Below are 16066 nucleotides of genomic sequence, written 5' to 3' on the forward strand. Positions count from 1 at the left end.
CGCCACTGGAGGGGGCCAGCCCCCTCCAGACCTCCCCCGGGATTTGGAATACGTCAAAGAAACAGGGCGTGGCGCTAGTGTGCCTCTGCCCAATTGGCCCCTTTGCCTGCGTCAACGGCAAGTTTGACGTCAAGTTTGACCGCAGGATCGCTGGCATTTTCCATGATGTCGCGCGCCACGCCGATCAGATCGTCCGCCGCATTTTCATCAACCTCGAAGATCAATTCATCGTGGACCTGCAGCAGCATTTTCGCAGGCATGTCCTTGATCGCATCGGGCATGCGCACCATTGCACGGCGGATCACGTCTGCTGCCGTACCTTGGATGGGCGCATTGATCGCGCCCCGTTTGGCAAAACCCGCGCCCGGGCCTTTTGCGTTGATTTCCGGTGTGTGGATTTTGCGGCCAAACAGGGTTTGCACGTATTGATGATCTTTTGCGAATTGGACGGTTTCGTCCATATAGGTCCGAATGCCCGGGAACCGCTCGAAGTAGCGGTCGATGAACCCCTGCGCTTCGCCGCGCGGTATCCGCAGGTTACGCGCAAGCCCGAAACCTGAAATCCCGTAAATCACACCGAAGTTGATCGCTTTTGCCTGACGCCGGATATCCGGTGTCATTTCGTCCATCGGCACGTCGAACATTTCGGACGCTGTCATCGCGTGGATGTCTTGCCCGTCTTTGAAGGCTTGTTTCAACGCATCGATGCCCGCGATATGCGCCAAGATGCGCAATTCGATCTGGGAATAATCGAGCGCCACCAGCACCTTGCCTTCATCCGCGACAAATGCTTCGCGAATGCGCCGCCCTTCTTCAGACCGGATAGGAATGTTCTGAAGGTTCGGATCAGTGGACGCCAGACGACCCGTATTTGCACCGGCGATAGAGTAGGACGTATGCACCCGGCCCGTGTCCGCATTGATATGGTCCTGCAACGCGTCGGTGTAGGTCGATTTCAGTTTCGACAACTGACGCCAATCCAAAATCAGGCGCGGCACATCATGCTCGGTCGCAAGGTCTTCGAGCACTTCCACACCCGTTGAATAAGCTCCCGTCTTGCCTTTCTTGGGCGCTTTGCCCCCCGGCATTTCCAACTTCAGCTCGTCAAACAGGACTTCGCCCAATTGCTTCGGCGAGCCGACATTGAAACTGCGACCAGCCTTTTCTTGGATTTCGTCCTCAAGCCCAGCCATCTTCTGCGCGAAGCCATTGGACATCCGACTAAGCGTATCTTGATCCACCTTCACACCATGCCGTTCCATCTGCGCGAGCACAGGAACCAGTGGACGTTCCAACGTCTCGTACACCGTCGTCACACCAACCGTATGCAGTTTCGGCTTGAACATCTGCCACAGGCGCAGCGTCACATCCGCGTCTTCAGCCGCATAAGGCACCGCATCGGCGACAGGCACGCGGTCAAAGGTGATCGCGGATTTTCCGCTACCAAGCAAAGGCTTAATCGGGATCGGCGTGTGTCCGAGGTATTTCTCTGACAGCAGATCCATACCGTGATTATGCATCCCGCCATGCATCGCGTAGGACATCAGCATCGTGTCGTCGATGGGGGCAACCATGATCCCGAGGTTCGCGAAAATCTTGCTGTCGTATTTCATGTTCTGACCGATTTTCACAATCGATGGGTCGGTCAACATTGGCGTCAAAGCTTTCAGGCATTCCCCGAACCCCATCTGCCCTTCGGCCAGATCATCGTTCCCGAAAAGGTCGTCCGCCTTGCCGCCCTTATGCGTCAACGGGATGTAACACGCCTGCCCCGCTTCGACGCACAGCGATATGCCTACCAACTGCGCGCGCATTTCGTTCAGAGACGTGGTTTCCGTATCAATTGCCACATAGCCGCGCGCGTAAATGCGGTCGATCCAGACCTGCAACGCGGCAAGATCGGACACACATTCGTATTTCGTCGCATCAAACGGCACGGCTTCGGGGGCTGCGGCCTCGACTGGTGCTGCGTCAGCGACGACGGGCGCTTCGACGCCCATTTTGTCAGCGATCCGTTTCAGAACGGTCCGGAATTCCATTTCCTGAAGGAACCCCATCAGCGTATCCGCATCGGGGTCCTTGATCTCGAGCGAATCCAGATCAAACGGCAGGTCCATTTCGCAGTCCAACTGGACAAGACGTTTCGACAGTTCGATCTGCGCCCGATGGTCGATCAACGTCTGGCGGCGTTTGGGTTGTTTGATTTCCTCGGCACGGTCGAGCAGGCTTTCCAGATCCCCATATTCGTTGATCAGCAAGGCGGCGGTCTTAATCCCAATCCCCGGCGCCCCCGGCACGTTATCAACGCTATCGCCGGCAAGCGCCTGAACATCGACCACACGGTTCGGACCAACACCGAATTTCTCGTGCACGCCTTCATCATCGATCCGCTTGTTTTTCATCGGGTCGAGCATTTCAACGCCGCCACCAACAAGCTGCATCAAGTCCTTATCAGACGACACAATCGTCACCCGACCACCGGCATCACGGGCCTGATGGGACAGGGTCGCGATGATATCGTCAGCCTCGAACCCTTCGATTTCTTCGCATGCAATGTTGAACGCACGCGTCGCATCGCGTGTTAGCGGCATCTGCGGGCGTAAATCTTCGGGCATCGCATCGCGGTTCGCTTTGTACTGGTCGTACATCTCGTTCCGGAACGTATGGCTGCCTTTATCGAAAATCACGGCAACATGGGTCGCGGCATCAGGGCCTGAATTGCCTTCGATATACCGTTGCAGCATGTTCACAAAACCGGACACCGCCCCAATCGGCAACCCGTCCGATTTGCGCGTCAGCGGCGGCAGCGCGTGATAGGCGCGGAAGATGAACGCCGATCCGTCAATCAGATGCAAATGACAGCCTTTGCCGAACTGCTGGCTCATGTGAAATCTCCCGATGTGCTTTGGATCGGTTTTGCCATGTTACGGGCCGATGGGCCAGCGTGTTTGCGGCCTAACCGAACCACCAACGTGACAGAGTCACGGCGTAAGGTGTTGGGGTCCAGATTCCCAACTTGACGCCCGCACCGCGCAAAACCTGTCCAATCCAGACATTGCAGGTCCGCAGGATCGAAAAATGCCCCTCGGCTTCTAGAAATACGTCCGTCGCCGTGAAACCCTCAGTCGCCACAGGGACAGGCCCGCCCAGATCATCGCGGGTCAAGCCTTGTAAAATCTGGCCACGCAATAGCGCCATTTGTTCATGGCTCAACGGAATCGCGGGCCCCAGCCCTGACAAATCGCCATAAGCTGCATCAAATCGCATCACTGAACTGTCACCGGTCACGGCCTGCAGCACAGACCCAATCGACAAATCCTGATAGGTCCCCGTCGCAGTGTAAAATGCGCGACTTCCCCACCCGACAACGATCCAATCAGCACCCTCCACAGGCACGCCAAAATCGGTCAGGAAACCAAATGCCTGACGCGTATCTGGATCAGCGGGAATCAACAGATCGTAATGGATCGGACCAGCGGCCAGCACGACAGATGTCTGCGCACCTTGCGCAACCTTGGCCGTTGGTCCGGGTATCAATGCCCCGACAACTGCCGCGAACAGATACAGTCCGATCGCAGTCAGCAGCCCAGCAAAAAGCCGGGCTAACCGCTTCACTTTACAGTATCTTTGAAATCTTCGTGGATGATTTTCGCATCGCAATACCCGCATTCGACAAAGCCGGTATCATGCGGAATGGACAACCACACACGTGGGTGACCCAACGCGCCATCGCCACCATCACATGACACGCGCCATTCAGATACAATACGGGTCTCGGGGGCGGGTGTGGTCATGTCAAAGGCCTGCTTGATTGCTGGTGGGTTGCGACTATCTGATCGTGTTGATAGCCCAGCACTACGCCTATGGCCAGAGCCCACAAACACATTGGAAGACGGACATGACCCAGAACGCCATCGAAATTGCAGGGCTGACGAAGACCTATGCCGCCACGGGCAAAACCGAAGCCAAAGATGCGCTTAAGGGCATTGATCTGAACATTCCACGCGGGTCTGTTTTCGGGCTGTTGGGTCCAAACGGTGCAGGCAAATCAACGCTGATCAATATTCTTGCGGGGCTGGTGACCAAAACCACCGGAACCGTGAAAATCTGGGGCTTTGACCAAGACACGAACCCGCGCCAATCGCGCGCATCTATCGGGATCATGCCGCAGGAACCGCATCTTGATGCGTTCTTCACGCCGCGCGGGTCCCTTGATGTGCAAGCGGGGCTTTACGGTGTGCCAAAATCGAAACGTAAAACCGATGAAATCCTTGATTTCATTGGCCTGACGGACAAAGCCGACGCCTATGCGCGGTCCCTGTCTGGCGGAATGCGGCGCAGGTTGTTGATGGGAAAGGCCCTTGTGCATACCCCCCATATTCTTGTGCTGGATGAACCAACCGCGGGCGTCGATATTGAACTACGCAACATGCTTTGGGCCAACGTGCGCAAGCTGAACGAACAAGGCACGACTATCATTCTGACCACGCATTATCTCGAAGAAGCGCAGGAAATGTGTGATGAAATCGCGATTATTAATCACGGCGACATGATTGTGCGCGACACGACGGAAAACCTGCTCGGACGGCTCGATAGCAAAACGCTCGTCGTGCGTCCGGCAACCGACGCGTCCCTGCCTGCCTTACCGGACACAATTACCGGGCAAACGCGGCCCGACGGAACGTTGGCGTTCAGCTACCATACGGCCCAAACCAGTGCCGACCAAATCCTCGACATTCTGCGCACTGCAGGTATCCAGATTGCCGATATCAGCACAGAACAATCCGACCTCGAAGACGTGTTCCTTGCGCTGACATCAAGCCGCTAGGCTCCGTCCTCAGGTCCAAAAGCAGCCTATCACCGCACAAAAACGCAAAAGGGGCACGTTACCGTGCCCCCTGCTCAAATCAGAAATGTGCGGTCGCACTCATTTTGGCAACATCCGCCCCAAGGGCTTACCGCCGATGATGTGCATATGGAAATGCGGCACCTCTTGTACGCCGTCATCACGGGAATTCGCAATCGCACGGAAACCGGCATCGACACCGGTGATCTGACAAACTTCGGACACAGCCGCCATAAATCCGACCTGTTCTTCCGCCGACGCATCGCGGGCAAAATGATCAAGGCTCATATACGGCCCTTTAGGGATCACGAGCACATGCACCGGAGCCTGCGGATATAGATCGTTGAACGCCAGCGCATGATCGTTCTCGTAGACGGTGTTGTTCGGGATTTCGCCACGCAAAATCTTCGCAAAGATGTTCTGGTCGTCATAGTTAAAGTCCATCGGACACCTCTAATCTACAAATAAGTAAGGGGTTTCAGCCAAGGCCTGCGCCGTTTCGGCATCCACATTCAAGAACCGCGAAAGCACGTCGGTCTGTTCTGCAAGATCGGCCGTTTCGCGCAAGCGGTCGAAATGTGCAAAGTCTGCATCGCGCAGTCTTTCACTTTCGAAGTTCACATCGTTGCGGATCGTCGGGATCAGGCGCGCAATCGTATCGGCAGGGCTATGTTCTGTCGCCAATCGCACCCGTTTGGCGTGGCCTTCCAGATAGGCGTCGGTAAATTCGCAATTGATCTCTAACAGACGCACCTTGGCTTTATCGCTGACGAAATCCTCGATCAGGTCAAAGTTTCCGGGATCGAGACAGATGACCATCCGGTTCTTCCCGTGATGATCAAACAACATCCGGATCAAGGCACGCCTGTGACGCGCCCGTTTTTCGACCGAATTCTCTAGCCCGCCTAGATCAGGCATGTCGCTGCCGTCTTCGTTGAACAGAAACTCCATCGCAGGAATATCGGTCTTTTCCTTGATCGCAGCGACCAAGCGTTTGGCGACATGCCATTTTTTACAAGCGATGATCATCAGCTCATGATCACGCCCCAACGTCGCCTCGCGTTCCCAGAACCGCATACCAAAACGGCGCCCAACGCGGCCACGCCCTGTTAGAAATCCAAAAAGGTTGCGCCCTTCGTCAGAAATGTCGAAATCCGTTCGGCCCGAAACAAACAATTCGCCTAACCGTTCTTTCAGCTCATATGCCTCTGGGCTGATCTTACGCGCGAAAAGCGCGTCCTGCCCCAACAAAAGATCGTAGTGGTCGTTATAAAACGTCACCGGCATCCCGTAATCGGTAAACATCAAGAACGTCAGTGTGCGCGACTTGATCTGCGTCCCGGGCACCAGATGACGCACAAGCGTTTGGAAAAACGTCTCGTCCGGAATCCAAGTCGTCTTGAAAAACCGCATCACATCGCGTCGTTTGGCCACAAAATCGAGCAACGCTTCGATTGTCCGCCTCCGCAGACACCACCACTGGCTGCCGATCATCATCTGAATATCCGAAGGAACATCGCGGGTGATGTTAAAACGACGTTGCAGATTAAAACTTGTGTAGAACAGCCATTTCTGGGTCCGTTCGTTGAACCAATGGCGATAGATCAGGCGTTCTTCGCGGAAACCCGTCTTGATCCAATCGCTTTCAAAGTAGTCAAAACTTTCGACGTAATCGACATCGTCGTGATCCAGAAAATCATGCAGATGGTCCGCCGATTTCACTGGCATGCAATCGCCCGAGACCATGTAAAAATGGGATGCATGCGGGAATGCATCAACGGCGGCTTCCACCGCGTTCAATGTCGCCTGCACCAGGGACCATTCCCCCCAGCCACATTTGATGCGTTTTTTAGCAAAGGTCACCGACGGATTTGATGCCAATGCGTCCCGCATCTTGTCATATGCCGCCTGTGGCGCACGCGCATCAAAATGGATCGCAAGGCAATCACCCGCCGCAGTCAACTGCGTCGCTTGCCGAATTATGGCATCCGGGTCTTTGTGACATAACAATATGAACGCAATTTTTGCCATTTGGTGATCTTATATCGCCACAGTAAAGTGTTTGTTGCCAAGACATACATGCAATGGACATTGAAATTACAGACCTTCTTTGCTTTTTAGCATGCACAGATTAAGCAGTTGACGAAGTCGCGGCATTTTCGCCGCATTGTGGAGTGATACTTTATGGGATTTCCTGGCGTCTGGATGACCGAAAGCGAAAGCGTTGTGTATCGGGTTGTGCCCAAATGCGCCTGTTCGACTATTGGCCAGATCATGTATTACTCCGACCAAGGCAAATTCTTTGACGGCGATATCCATGATGCCAAAGACGGCATGCACAAATGGGCGCTAGATCACAGCCATCAGCCGATTACCGACAACGTGCAAGCGCACAAAAGCTACGCCTTCACGTGCGTGCGCAATCCTTACACTCGCATCCTGTCGTCCTTCTTTGATAAAATCTGCGGTATCCAGCGGAACGGCAAATACTACCGCGGCAACCTTGTCCCCCTTCTGGTGCAGAAATACGGGATCGAAGTCGGCAGCCCCGACGACGGTTTCCAGTTCGACCAAATCCAATCGTTCCGCCGTTTTCTTTTGTTTGCGCGCGACACCATCCGTTGGCGTCGCCCGATGGAACCTGACATTCATTGGTCAGCAATGTCCGGTCACGTGTCTACCTTCATCGTGAATGGCGGCCGCTACGACAAAATCATCTGGACCGAAAAATTCAACGACGGCATGCAAGAAGTACTGGATCACATCGACACCCCGACCCCTGTCGACATCAACGCGATCCCACGCTTCAACGAAAGCGAAGGACACGGGCCGAAACGCGCCCACCCAGTCGAAGACTACTTCGACGACCTCTCGATGCATCTGGTCTATGAAATCTACAAAAAAGATTTCGAACTCTTCAAATACGATTTCCACGATCCGTCGAACAAAATGCCGATCGGCGAAATCGACCTGCACGAAGTACACGCCAAACTCGGCGATTAAACCCCGCGACGTTCCGTCGATCTCCACCGGCTGAATTTCGCACGGCGTCCGCGCTTCTTTGACGTTCTCTATATCCCCGCCGGAGGCTCCAAAGCCTTCCGCGCGCGCTGGACTGTGTGTTCACGTGGCCTAAGTTGGCAAAGACAAAGGGGTAATTCATGAACACAGTTCTTATTCTCGGTAGCGGGCCAAACGTTATAACAGCCCGCGACTGGCCCAAGCAGCATTTCGACCTGATCCTCACGATCAATAATGCATGGGCGATCCGCCCCGATTGGGATCTACTGATCCACCCAGACGACTTTCCGCCCGAACGACGCCCCGTGGACATGCACGACGGCCAGCGCATCGTAACGTCCGCCGATTACGTTCCGGTCCAAAACACCTTTGGTGGATTTGTGTATGCAGGTGGGACGATGGCCTTTACGGCGGCCTACTGGGCGCTTGGTGCCCTGAAGCCATCTGTCATCGCAATGATGGGCTGCGACATGACGTATAATGCCGCCACAACGCATTTCTACGGAACAGGTACCGCTGATCCTTTGCGTGCCGACATCAGCCTCCGCAGTCTCGAAGCGAAATCCGCCCGCTTACAGGTCCTCGCGGCGCAATCGGACTGCGCGATGGTGAACCTGTCATCTGAACCTAGCCGTCTAACGTTTCCACGCACGCCCCCTGAATTAGCCGCCGCAAGCCTGCCGGTGCCACACAGTACAACAGCCGCAGCGGCGGCCCTCGCAGAGGAAGACCGCCTTGGCTATGTCGTGCCATCCGGCAAATATTGGAAAGAAGAAAGCCGCTTTGATACCGCAGCCATCGACGCACTTGATCAGATGTGGCTCAAAGCAGCCCGGCTTGTTTCAGCATAGCACCGATATTCGCCTTCGGGCGTGGCCCCACGTGTCCAATCACTTCGCTGGCGGCCATCACGCCCATCGCGCCGCACACATCCAACGGACGTCCAGACGCCATGCCAAACAAGAAACCAGCAGCGAATTGATCGCCCGCGCCCGTCGCATCAACCGGCGTAACAGGTGTGACAGGTATCTCGAAACACTTCGCCCCTTCGCGCACGACAACCGGATCACCGGACCGCGTACAGACAACGATGTCACACACCGCCGCTGCTTGATCGAGAGCCGCATCAAGGTCTTCAGTCTCATAAAGCGTCAGCCATTCCGCGTCGTTGCCAATCGCAAAATCCATGCTCTCGGTGATCAATCGTTTGAAATCATCCCGGTGACGGTCCGCACAGAACGGATCAGACAATGTAATCCCTGTACGCCCGCCCGCAGCTTTCATCTGTGCTGCCGCTTCGGCGAAAGCTGTTTTGCCTTCGTCTTTGTCGAACAGGTATCCCTCAAGAAAAAGGATTTTACCGCCATCGAACACGGCTGCATCCACGTCTGCGCTACCGATATCTGCGCCCGCGCCCAGATAGGTATTCATCGACCGTTCCCCATCTGGAGAGACAAAGATCATCGACCGCGACGTTGGCGCATCTGCACCCGCGACCGGATCGTTCGGAAACGCTGTCCCTGCATCAGCCATACCTTTGGCGTAGAACTGGCCAAGCGCGTCATCTTTCACTTTACCGATAAATGCGGTCGACAGGCCTAACGCCCCGATACCCGCAATCGTGTTTGCGACCGATCCGCCCGGCGTTTGCGTGCGTTCTGACATCGCGGCATACAGCACCTCTGCACGATCTTTTTCGATCAGCTGCATGATGCCCTTCTCGATGCCCATGTGATCCAGAAAGGTATCTTCAGCCGGAGCAATGACGTCAACAATCGCATTGCCGATCCCGATCACATCGTAAGAACTCATAGGTTTTTATCCTCAAACATACATAGATCGCGGATCAGACATGCCGCGCATTTTGGTTTTCTCGCGACGCATGTATAGCGCCCGTGCAAAATTAGCCAGTGGTGCGCATGCAGTTGGAAATCGGCCGGAATATGGTCCTCGATAGCACGTTCCACCGCGTCAACATCTTTGCCCGGAGCAATACCAGACCGGTTGCCGACGCGGAAAATATGGGTGTCCACTGCCTGTGCAGGTTGTCCCCACCACATGTTCAAAACCACATTCGCCGTCTTTCGCCCAACACCGGGAAGCGATTGAAGCGCCGCACGTGAATTTGGCACCTCTCCGTCAAATTCATCGACCAACATCTGGCTCATCTTGATGACGTTCTTGGCCTTGTTCCGGTAAAGTCCAATCGTCTTGATGTGTTCTGTGACGCCTTCTAGTCCCAGATCGAGCATCTTTTGCGGCGTATCCGCGATTGCGAACAGTTTGCGCGTCGCTTTGTTCACGCCCGCGTCCGTCGCCTGCGCTGACAGTGCGACCGCGACCACAAGCGTATAAACATTCACATGTTCCAGCTCACCCTTCGGTTCTGCCTCGGCCTCGTGAAATCGCGTGAAAATCTCGCGGATGGTTTTGTAATCAAGTTGCTTTGCCATGCAAACCGTATGCCGCCCCGCCGCACAAACCGCAACAATCGGGTCGCAATGGGGCGGTGAAAACCGCTACGTTCCGCACATGACACAGAACTCTTATCATTACGGCGTCATGGCCCGCGCAATCGACGTGATTGATACGGCTGATGCGCCGCTTTCATTAGACGCGCTCGCGGGCCAAATGGACATGTCGCCTGCCCATTTCCAACGCCTGTTTTCGCAATGGGTCGGCGTGTCCCCCAAACGCTACCAGCAATATCTGGCGCTTGGGCATGCAAAGACGCTGCTGCGGGATCGTTTCACAACCTTGGCCACCGCTGACGCTGTCGGCCTGTCCGGCTCTGGCCGCCTGCACGATATGTTCCTGACGTGGGAGGCCATGAGCCCCGGCGATTTCGCCAAAGGCGGCGCAGGTCTGACGATCTACTCAGGCTGGTTCGACAGCCCCTTTGGCCCCACCTTGGTCATGGGGACGGACAAAGGCATCTGCGGCGCGGCCTTCGCCGAAACCATGGGCGACGCGACAGCCGTGCAAGACTTGCAGTCGCGCTGGCCCAACGCAACCTTCATCGAAAATCCGGCACACCTGACCCCATGGGTAAAAACCGCCTTCGCGCTGAGCGATAACGCCACCCCGCTCCACCTGATCGGGGCACCGTTCCAAATCAAAGTCTGGGAAGCGTTGCTGCAAGTTCCCACCGGCACAGTCACCACCTATTCCGAAATCGCGACGGCCATCGGATCACCAAAGGCCGTTCGCGCCGTAGGCACCGCCGTCGGACGCAATCCGGTGTCTTGGTTGATTCCCTGCCATCGCGCTTTGCGGAAATCAGGTGAATTGGGCGGCTACCATTGGGGCTTAAACCGCAAACGTGCGATGTTGGCGTGGGAAACCGCCCGACGCGATGCTGCAACAGCGCCTTAGAAAACAGGCGGACATCCGCTATCATACGCTTCGTTATTGGATAACGCGCAGGGTTCCGGCATAGATTGTGCAGCAATAGCACTACGGTGCGCTTTTAACTGGACTGAACACATGACCTTTACAAAACTCCCAATGATTTTCGCGGCCACTTCCCTGATCGCTGTCACAGCATGTTCCGGCACAGGCGGGCCAAACGACAACATCCAAACCCGTAACGGTGCAGCGATCGGCGCGATCGGTGGTGCAATCTTGGGTGCGGCCACTGCTGATAACCGCAGCGAACGCGGCCAGCGCGCCGTTGTCGGCGCACTGCTCGGCGGCACAGCAGGCGGCGGTATCGGTTCTGTTCTGGACCGTCAGGAAGAAGAACTGCGCCAGTCGCTTGGCAACAACGTCGGTATCGTGAACAACGGTAACAACCTGACAGTGACCCTGCCGAACAACATCCTGTTCGCAACAGACAGCGCGTCGGTATCCGGCACAGCGCAGAATGACCTGTTCGCAGTGGCGCGGTCCTTGAACAACAACCCGTCTTCCACAATCAACGTCATCGGTCACACAGACAACGTCGGCGACGCGTCCTACAACTTTGATCTGTCCCAGCGTCGCGCACAGGCGGTGTCATCGGTCCTGATCAATGCGGGCGTTTCCCCAACACGTCTGCGGTCCGTGGGTCGCGGTGAGGATGCACCAGTTGCATCAAACCTGAATGCCAACGGTCGCGCGCAGAACCGCCGCGTTGAAATCGTGATCACACCAAACTAAGCACATCTGCTAACCATCTCAGAAAAAGGGCCATCCACACGGGTGGCCCTTTTTTGTTTGTGATCATACTCCGCTGGTCATATAATTTGACCAATATCGGGGGACATAATGCCGTTTGAGCCTATTCAGCAGGAAAAACTATCCAAGGGCGTTGTGCGCCAAGTCGAAGGTCTGATCCTGCGCGGTATCTTACGCCCGGGCGAACGATTGCCGTCAGAGCGTGAGTTATCCGAACGCATGAACGTGTCCCGGCCGTCCTTGCGCGAAGCCTTTGCAGAGCTGCAGGAACAAGGGCTGCTGGTGTCCAAAGCGGGCGCAGGGGTCTTTGTCGCCGACGTGCTCGGGTCCGCCTTTGCCCCTGCCCTTGTGACGCTCTTCGCGACACATGACGAGGCGGTGTTCGACTACATTAGCTTCCGGCGCGATATGGAAGGCCTTGCCGCCGAACGCGCTGCCCACCTTGGATCGGACACTGATCTGGCCGTGATCGACAGTATCTTCAAAAAGATGGAAGTGGCGCACCAAAAGCGAAATCCATCGGATGAAGCGCAGCTAGACGCTGATTTCCACCTCGCGATCATCGAGGCGAGCCATAACATCGTCATGCTCCACATGATGCGGTCGATGTATGAATTGCTGCGCGAAGGCGTGTTCTACAACCGCTCCGTCATGTTCAAACAGCGCATGACACGCGATCACCTGCTGGGACAACATCGGGCGATCAACGTGGCCCTACAAGCGCGGGATCGGGACGGTGCAAGAACAGCCGTCGCAGCACACCTCGATTACGTCGAAGGGGCGCTGAAGGACCAACAAAAGGCGGATCGAAACGAAGCGTTCGCGAAAAAACGATTTGAGCATGAGGCGGGGCGGTAGGGCAAAGACTGCAACCGGGACAAACCACCCTTTCGCTGCGGCTGCGCCAATGACCGGTTTCGGAAATTGACGCTGTAACAATCGACGATAAACATAAATTCTACGGAGCTTCTTTCGCCCCCGTCATAAACGCCACAGCATCTGACATCGTATAGTCCTTAGGATCAATCACACACAGTCGTTTGCCAAGTCGGTGGACGTGGATTCGGTCTGCGACCTCGAAGACATGGGGCATGTTGTGGCTGATCAGAATGATCGGAATCCCGCGTGACCGTACATCAAGGATCAGCTCCAGAACCTTGCGCGATTCCTTGACCCCCAGGGCCGCTGTCGGTTCATCAAGGATAATGACTTTCGACCCAAACGCAGCCGCGCGGGCTACCGCGACACCTTGGCGCTGACCACCCGAAAGCGTTTCCACCGCTTGGTTGATGTTCTGGATGGTCATCAGCCCAAGCTCGGATAGCTTATCGCGGGCAAATTCTTCCATCTTTTTCTTATCCAGTTGGTGCAGAACCTTGCCCATGAATCCTGACTTGCGAATTTCGCGGCCCATGAACATGTTGTCGGCAATCGACAAGGCGGGCGACATGGCAAGGGTCTGGTAGACCGTTTCAATGCCTGCATGACGTGCGTCTATGGGGGATTTGAAGTTGACCTTCTGACCCTCCAGATAGACCTCACCGGCATCGGGGACCACGGCCCCAGACAGGGCCTTGATCAGCGATGACTTGCCTGCGCCGTTGTCGCCGATTACGGCCATGATCTCGCCGGGATACAGCTCGAAGTCGCAGTGATCGAGGGCCGTGACCTTGCCGTAGCGTTTCACAAGGTTTTTGCCGGACAGGATGGGTTGTTGCTGTGTCATGACGATACCTTTCTGATCCACTGGTCAAGCGCCACAGCGCCAATGATCAACATGCCGATCAACAGGAAGGTCCATTGCGGATCAGCCCCTGCCATACGCAGGCCCATTTCGAACACGCCCACGATGAGGGCACCGAAGAATGCGCCGAAAATCGATCCGCGGCCGCCGAACAGAGAGATACCGCCAATCACCACCGCCGTGATCGACTGGATGTTCCCGATCACCCCGGTTGATGCCGATGGCGACACCGAACTGAACCGCCCGATCATAACCCATGCGGCCACCGCGCAGATCAGACCAGCCATGATATAAACCGACATCAGGGTCTTGTGGACGTTCACACCGGCCAGTTGCGCGGCCTCTGGGTCATCGCCCACGGCATAGACATGTCGCCCCCATGCCGTCGCTCGCAACGCATAGGCAAGGGCGATAAAGATCAGGATCATCAAGATCACACCAAAGGTGAAATTCGCCCCGCCGATCTGGATCTTGTTGCCCAAGAACAAAAGCGCAGGCGCATCGGCGCGCAGATCACTGCTGCGCAGGGTTTCGTTGCGGGAAAACAGATAGGTGGATGCCAGAACAATCTGCCACATGCCCAAGGTCACGATGAACGGAGGGATTTTGACGCGGCTCACAAGGAACCCGCTGATCGCGCCGATAGCGCCCCCAAAGGCGAGCCCGATCATCAGGCTCAGCTCTGCCGGAAGCCCATAGCGGAATGTAAATTGCCCCATGATCACCGTACACAGTACCGCAATCGCACCGACAGACAGATCAATCCCCGCCGTCAGAATAACAAGGGTCTGCGCGGCAGCAAGAACCCCGACAATTTGCACCTGTTGCAGGATCAAGGTCAGCGTGCCGGCGGAAAAGAACCGCTGGCCAAGGATCATTCCGAACAGCGCAATCGCTGTGACCAGAATGATCAGGGGAACAAGGGCCGGATTGACATGAAGCGCGTGCTGGACCTTGCCGATCAATCCTCTTTGTTCGTCGTCGAACTGTGCGAATTGCGTTTCGGTTTTGTCCTTAACCACGTCTTCGTAGCTTTGACTATCGGTCATCTGCGTCCCCCCAATGTCGTATTTTACGAACGGCCGTTGATGGGCCAAGTTGGAAACGGGCAGCCGCTTGCCGCCCGTCTCGTTGGTTCTTTCAGGATGTTATCACACCTGGACCGCAGGGCTTAGCCCCAGCAGCGATCCGTGCCTTCAGCGACGTCGATAGAGTCGACACCATCCGCAGGCTGATCGGTGACAAGGGACACGCCCGTATCTAGGAAATTCTTACCCGCAGTGTTTTCTGGCAGTGTGCCATCAGCCGCGTACTGGACAATCGCTTCGATACCCAAAGACGCCATCAACAGAGGATACTGCTGGCTTGTCGCACCGATCACGCCGTCAGCCACGTTCTGAATGCCCGGGCAACCGCCGTCCACAGACACGATCAACACGTCTTTTTCACGACCGATGGCAGCCAGAGCTTCATATGCACCCGCAGCGGCAGGCTCGTTGATGGTGTAGACCACGTTGATCTCAGGATCGACGGCAAGGCAGTTTTCCATCGCTGTACGACCGCCTTCTTCGTTACCGGCGGTCACTTCGTTACAGATGATACGCTCGTCTATTTCGTCGCCCCACTTGTTCACATCAACTGTGTCGATGCCAAAACCTGTCAGGAAACCTTGGTCGCGCAGAACACCAACGGTTGGCTGGCTGATCGCAAGGTCAAGCATGGCGATTTTCGCGTTTGCCGCGTCATCACCCAGTGTTGCTGCAGCCCACCGCCCGATCAACTCACCGGCAAGGAAGTTGTCGGTTGCAAACGTAGCGTCAGCTGCATCAATCGGGTCCAGCGGTGTGTCGAGCGCGATGACGAGAAGGCCAGCTTCGCGAGCCTGTTCAATCGATGGCACGATAGCCGCGGTGTCGGATGCAGTGATCAGGATACCGGATGCACCATTAGCGATGCAGGTTTCAATCGCAGCAACCTGTGCTTCGTTGTCACCATCTACCTGACCCGCGTAGGAGTTCAGCGTGATGCCAGCCGCTTCAGCAGCTGCGGTCGCCCCTTCGCGCATCTTGACGAAGAACGGGTTGGTGTCGGTTTTGGTGATCAGGCATGCAGAAGTGGCGTGGCCGTCAGCCATCGCGGAACCAGCGGATGTAATGGCGGCAAGAGCGGTGCCGATAAGCAACTTTTTCATGATGTCCTCCCAGACGGTTGATTGGTCAGGGCCTCTACCCCAACGAATTTGCGACCGGCACTCACCCATCGCTTAACCCTAGGAGACGCGATTCTCAGGCACCTGT

At 55.9% G+C, this 16066-nt stretch carries 16 protein-coding genes; 6 read left to right on the plus strand and 10 right to left on the minus strand.

What is annotated here, in order from left to right:
• Window positions 1–74: 74 nt before the first annotated feature.
• The 3 genes from polA to MWU61_RS05435 all read right to left on the minus strand — a co-directional run bounded on the left by polA (window position 75) and on the right by MWU61_RS05435 (window position 3794).
• A complete protein-coding gene (polA, locus tag MWU61_RS05425) occupies window positions 75–2885 on the minus strand; it encodes a DNA polymerase I (RefSeq protein WP_247127274.1) in 2811 nt (936 codons plus the stop codon).
• 70 nt (window positions 2886–2955) lie between these two features.
• Window positions 2956–3615 carry a TIGR02117 family protein gene (locus MWU61_RS05430; protein ID WP_247127275.1) on the minus strand — a complete coding sequence of 220 codons (660 nt, stop codon included), beginning with the start codon at window positions 3613–3615 and terminating at the stop codon, window positions 2956–2958.
• Window positions 3612–3794: a zinc-finger domain-containing protein gene (locus tag MWU61_RS05435; RefSeq protein ID WP_247127276.1), complete on the minus strand. Its 183-nt coding sequence runs from the start codon at window positions 3792–3794 to the stop codon at window positions 3612–3614. Before MWU61_RS05435 ends, MWU61_RS05430 begins: the two co-directional genes overlap by 4 nt.
• Window positions 3795–3898: 104 nt before the next feature.
• Between MWU61_RS05435 and MWU61_RS05440 the strand changes: the two genes are divergently transcribed.
• Window positions 3899–4828 (plus strand): ABC transporter ATP-binding protein, encoded by a 930-nt coding sequence (locus MWU61_RS05440; RefSeq protein ID WP_247127277.1) that lies wholly within the window; start codon window positions 3899–3901, stop codon window positions 4826–4828.
• A gap of 99 nt (window positions 4829–4927) precedes the next feature.
• Here MWU61_RS05440 and MWU61_RS05445 read toward each other — a convergent pair whose 3' ends face one another.
• Entirely contained in the window at window positions 4928–5290 is a 363-nt protein-coding gene (locus MWU61_RS05445; protein ID WP_247127278.1) for an HIT domain-containing protein, read from the minus strand.
• A 9-nt stretch (window positions 5291–5299) separates the two neighbouring features.
• Window positions 5300–6877 carry a DUF5928 domain-containing protein gene (locus MWU61_RS05450; protein WP_247127279.1) on the minus strand — a complete coding sequence of 526 codons (1578 nt, stop codon included), beginning with the start codon at window positions 6875–6877 and terminating at the stop codon, window positions 5300–5302.
• Between the two features lie 153 nt (window positions 6878–7030).
• On the opposite strand from MWU61_RS05450, the gene MWU61_RS05455 reads away from it, so the two are divergent.
• Both MWU61_RS05455 and MWU61_RS05460 read left to right on the plus strand, forming a co-directional pair.
• A complete protein-coding gene (locus MWU61_RS05455) occupies window positions 7031–7849 on the plus strand; it encodes a sulfotransferase family protein (protein ID WP_247127280.1) in 819 nt (272 codons plus the stop codon).
• Between the two features lie 158 nt (window positions 7850–8007).
• The gene (locus tag MWU61_RS05460) at window positions 8008–8718 is read left to right on the plus strand and encodes a hypothetical protein (RefSeq protein WP_247127281.1); all 711 of its coding nucleotides are present in this window, start codon (window positions 8008–8010) and stop codon (window positions 8716–8718) included.
• Here the strand turns inward: MWU61_RS05460 and MWU61_RS05465 are convergent.
• Window positions 8690–9679: an adenosine kinase gene (locus tag MWU61_RS05465; protein ID WP_247127282.1), complete on the minus strand. Its 990-nt coding sequence runs from the start codon at window positions 9677–9679 to the stop codon at window positions 8690–8692. The two genes, MWU61_RS05460 and MWU61_RS05465, sit on opposite strands and share 29 nt — an antisense overlap.
• Entirely contained in the window at window positions 9676–10320 is a 645-nt protein-coding gene (gene nth, locus MWU61_RS05470) for an endonuclease III (protein ID WP_247127283.1), read from the minus strand. The genes MWU61_RS05465 and nth overlap by 4 nt, the downstream gene beginning before the upstream one ends.
• Window positions 10321–10399: 79 nt before the next feature.
• Here nth and MWU61_RS05475 point away from each other — a divergent pair, with 79 nt between their 5' ends.
• The 3 genes from MWU61_RS05475 to MWU61_RS05485 all read left to right on the plus strand — a co-directional run bounded on the left by MWU61_RS05475 (window position 10400) and on the right by MWU61_RS05485 (window position 12883).
• Window positions 10400–11242: a bifunctional helix-turn-helix domain-containing protein/methylated-DNA--[protein]-cysteine S-methyltransferase gene (locus tag MWU61_RS05475; RefSeq protein ID WP_247127731.1), complete on the plus strand. Its 843-nt coding sequence runs from the start codon at window positions 10400–10402 to the stop codon at window positions 11240–11242.
• 111 nt (window positions 11243–11353) lie between these two features.
• On the plus strand, window positions 11354–12007 hold the full coding sequence (locus MWU61_RS05480) for an OmpA family protein (RefSeq protein WP_247127284.1): 654 nt from the start codon (window positions 11354–11356) through the stop codon (window positions 12005–12007).
• A 108-nt stretch (window positions 12008–12115) separates the two neighbouring features.
• Window positions 12116–12883: an FCD domain-containing protein gene (locus tag MWU61_RS05485; RefSeq protein WP_247127285.1), complete on the plus strand. Its 768-nt coding sequence runs from the start codon at window positions 12116–12118 to the stop codon at window positions 12881–12883.
• Window positions 12884–12983: 100 nt separating this feature from the next.
• On the opposite strand, the gene MWU61_RS05490 is transcribed toward MWU61_RS05485, so the two are convergent.
• The 3 genes from MWU61_RS05490 to MWU61_RS05500 form a co-directional block, all read right to left on the minus strand.
• Window positions 12984–13751: an ATP-binding cassette domain-containing protein gene (locus MWU61_RS05490; protein ID WP_247127286.1), complete on the minus strand. Its 768-nt coding sequence runs from the start codon at window positions 13749–13751 to the stop codon at window positions 12984–12986.
• Window positions 13748–14818: an ABC transporter permease gene (locus MWU61_RS05495; RefSeq protein ID WP_247127287.1), complete on the minus strand. Its 1071-nt coding sequence runs from the start codon at window positions 14816–14818 to the stop codon at window positions 13748–13750. Before MWU61_RS05495 ends, MWU61_RS05490 begins: the two co-directional genes overlap by 4 nt.
• Window positions 14819–14940: 122 nt before the next feature.
• Window positions 14941–15960, minus strand: coding sequence for a substrate-binding domain-containing protein (locus MWU61_RS05500; RefSeq protein WP_247127288.1), 1020 nt, complete (start codon window positions 15958–15960; stop codon window positions 14941–14943).
• Window positions 15961–16066: the final 106 nt, after the last annotated feature.

The sequence above is a fragment of the Loktanella sp. F6476L genome, assembly GCF_023015725.1.
Taxonomy (GTDB): domain Bacteria; phylum Pseudomonadota; class Alphaproteobacteria; order Rhodobacterales; family Rhodobacteraceae; genus Yoonia.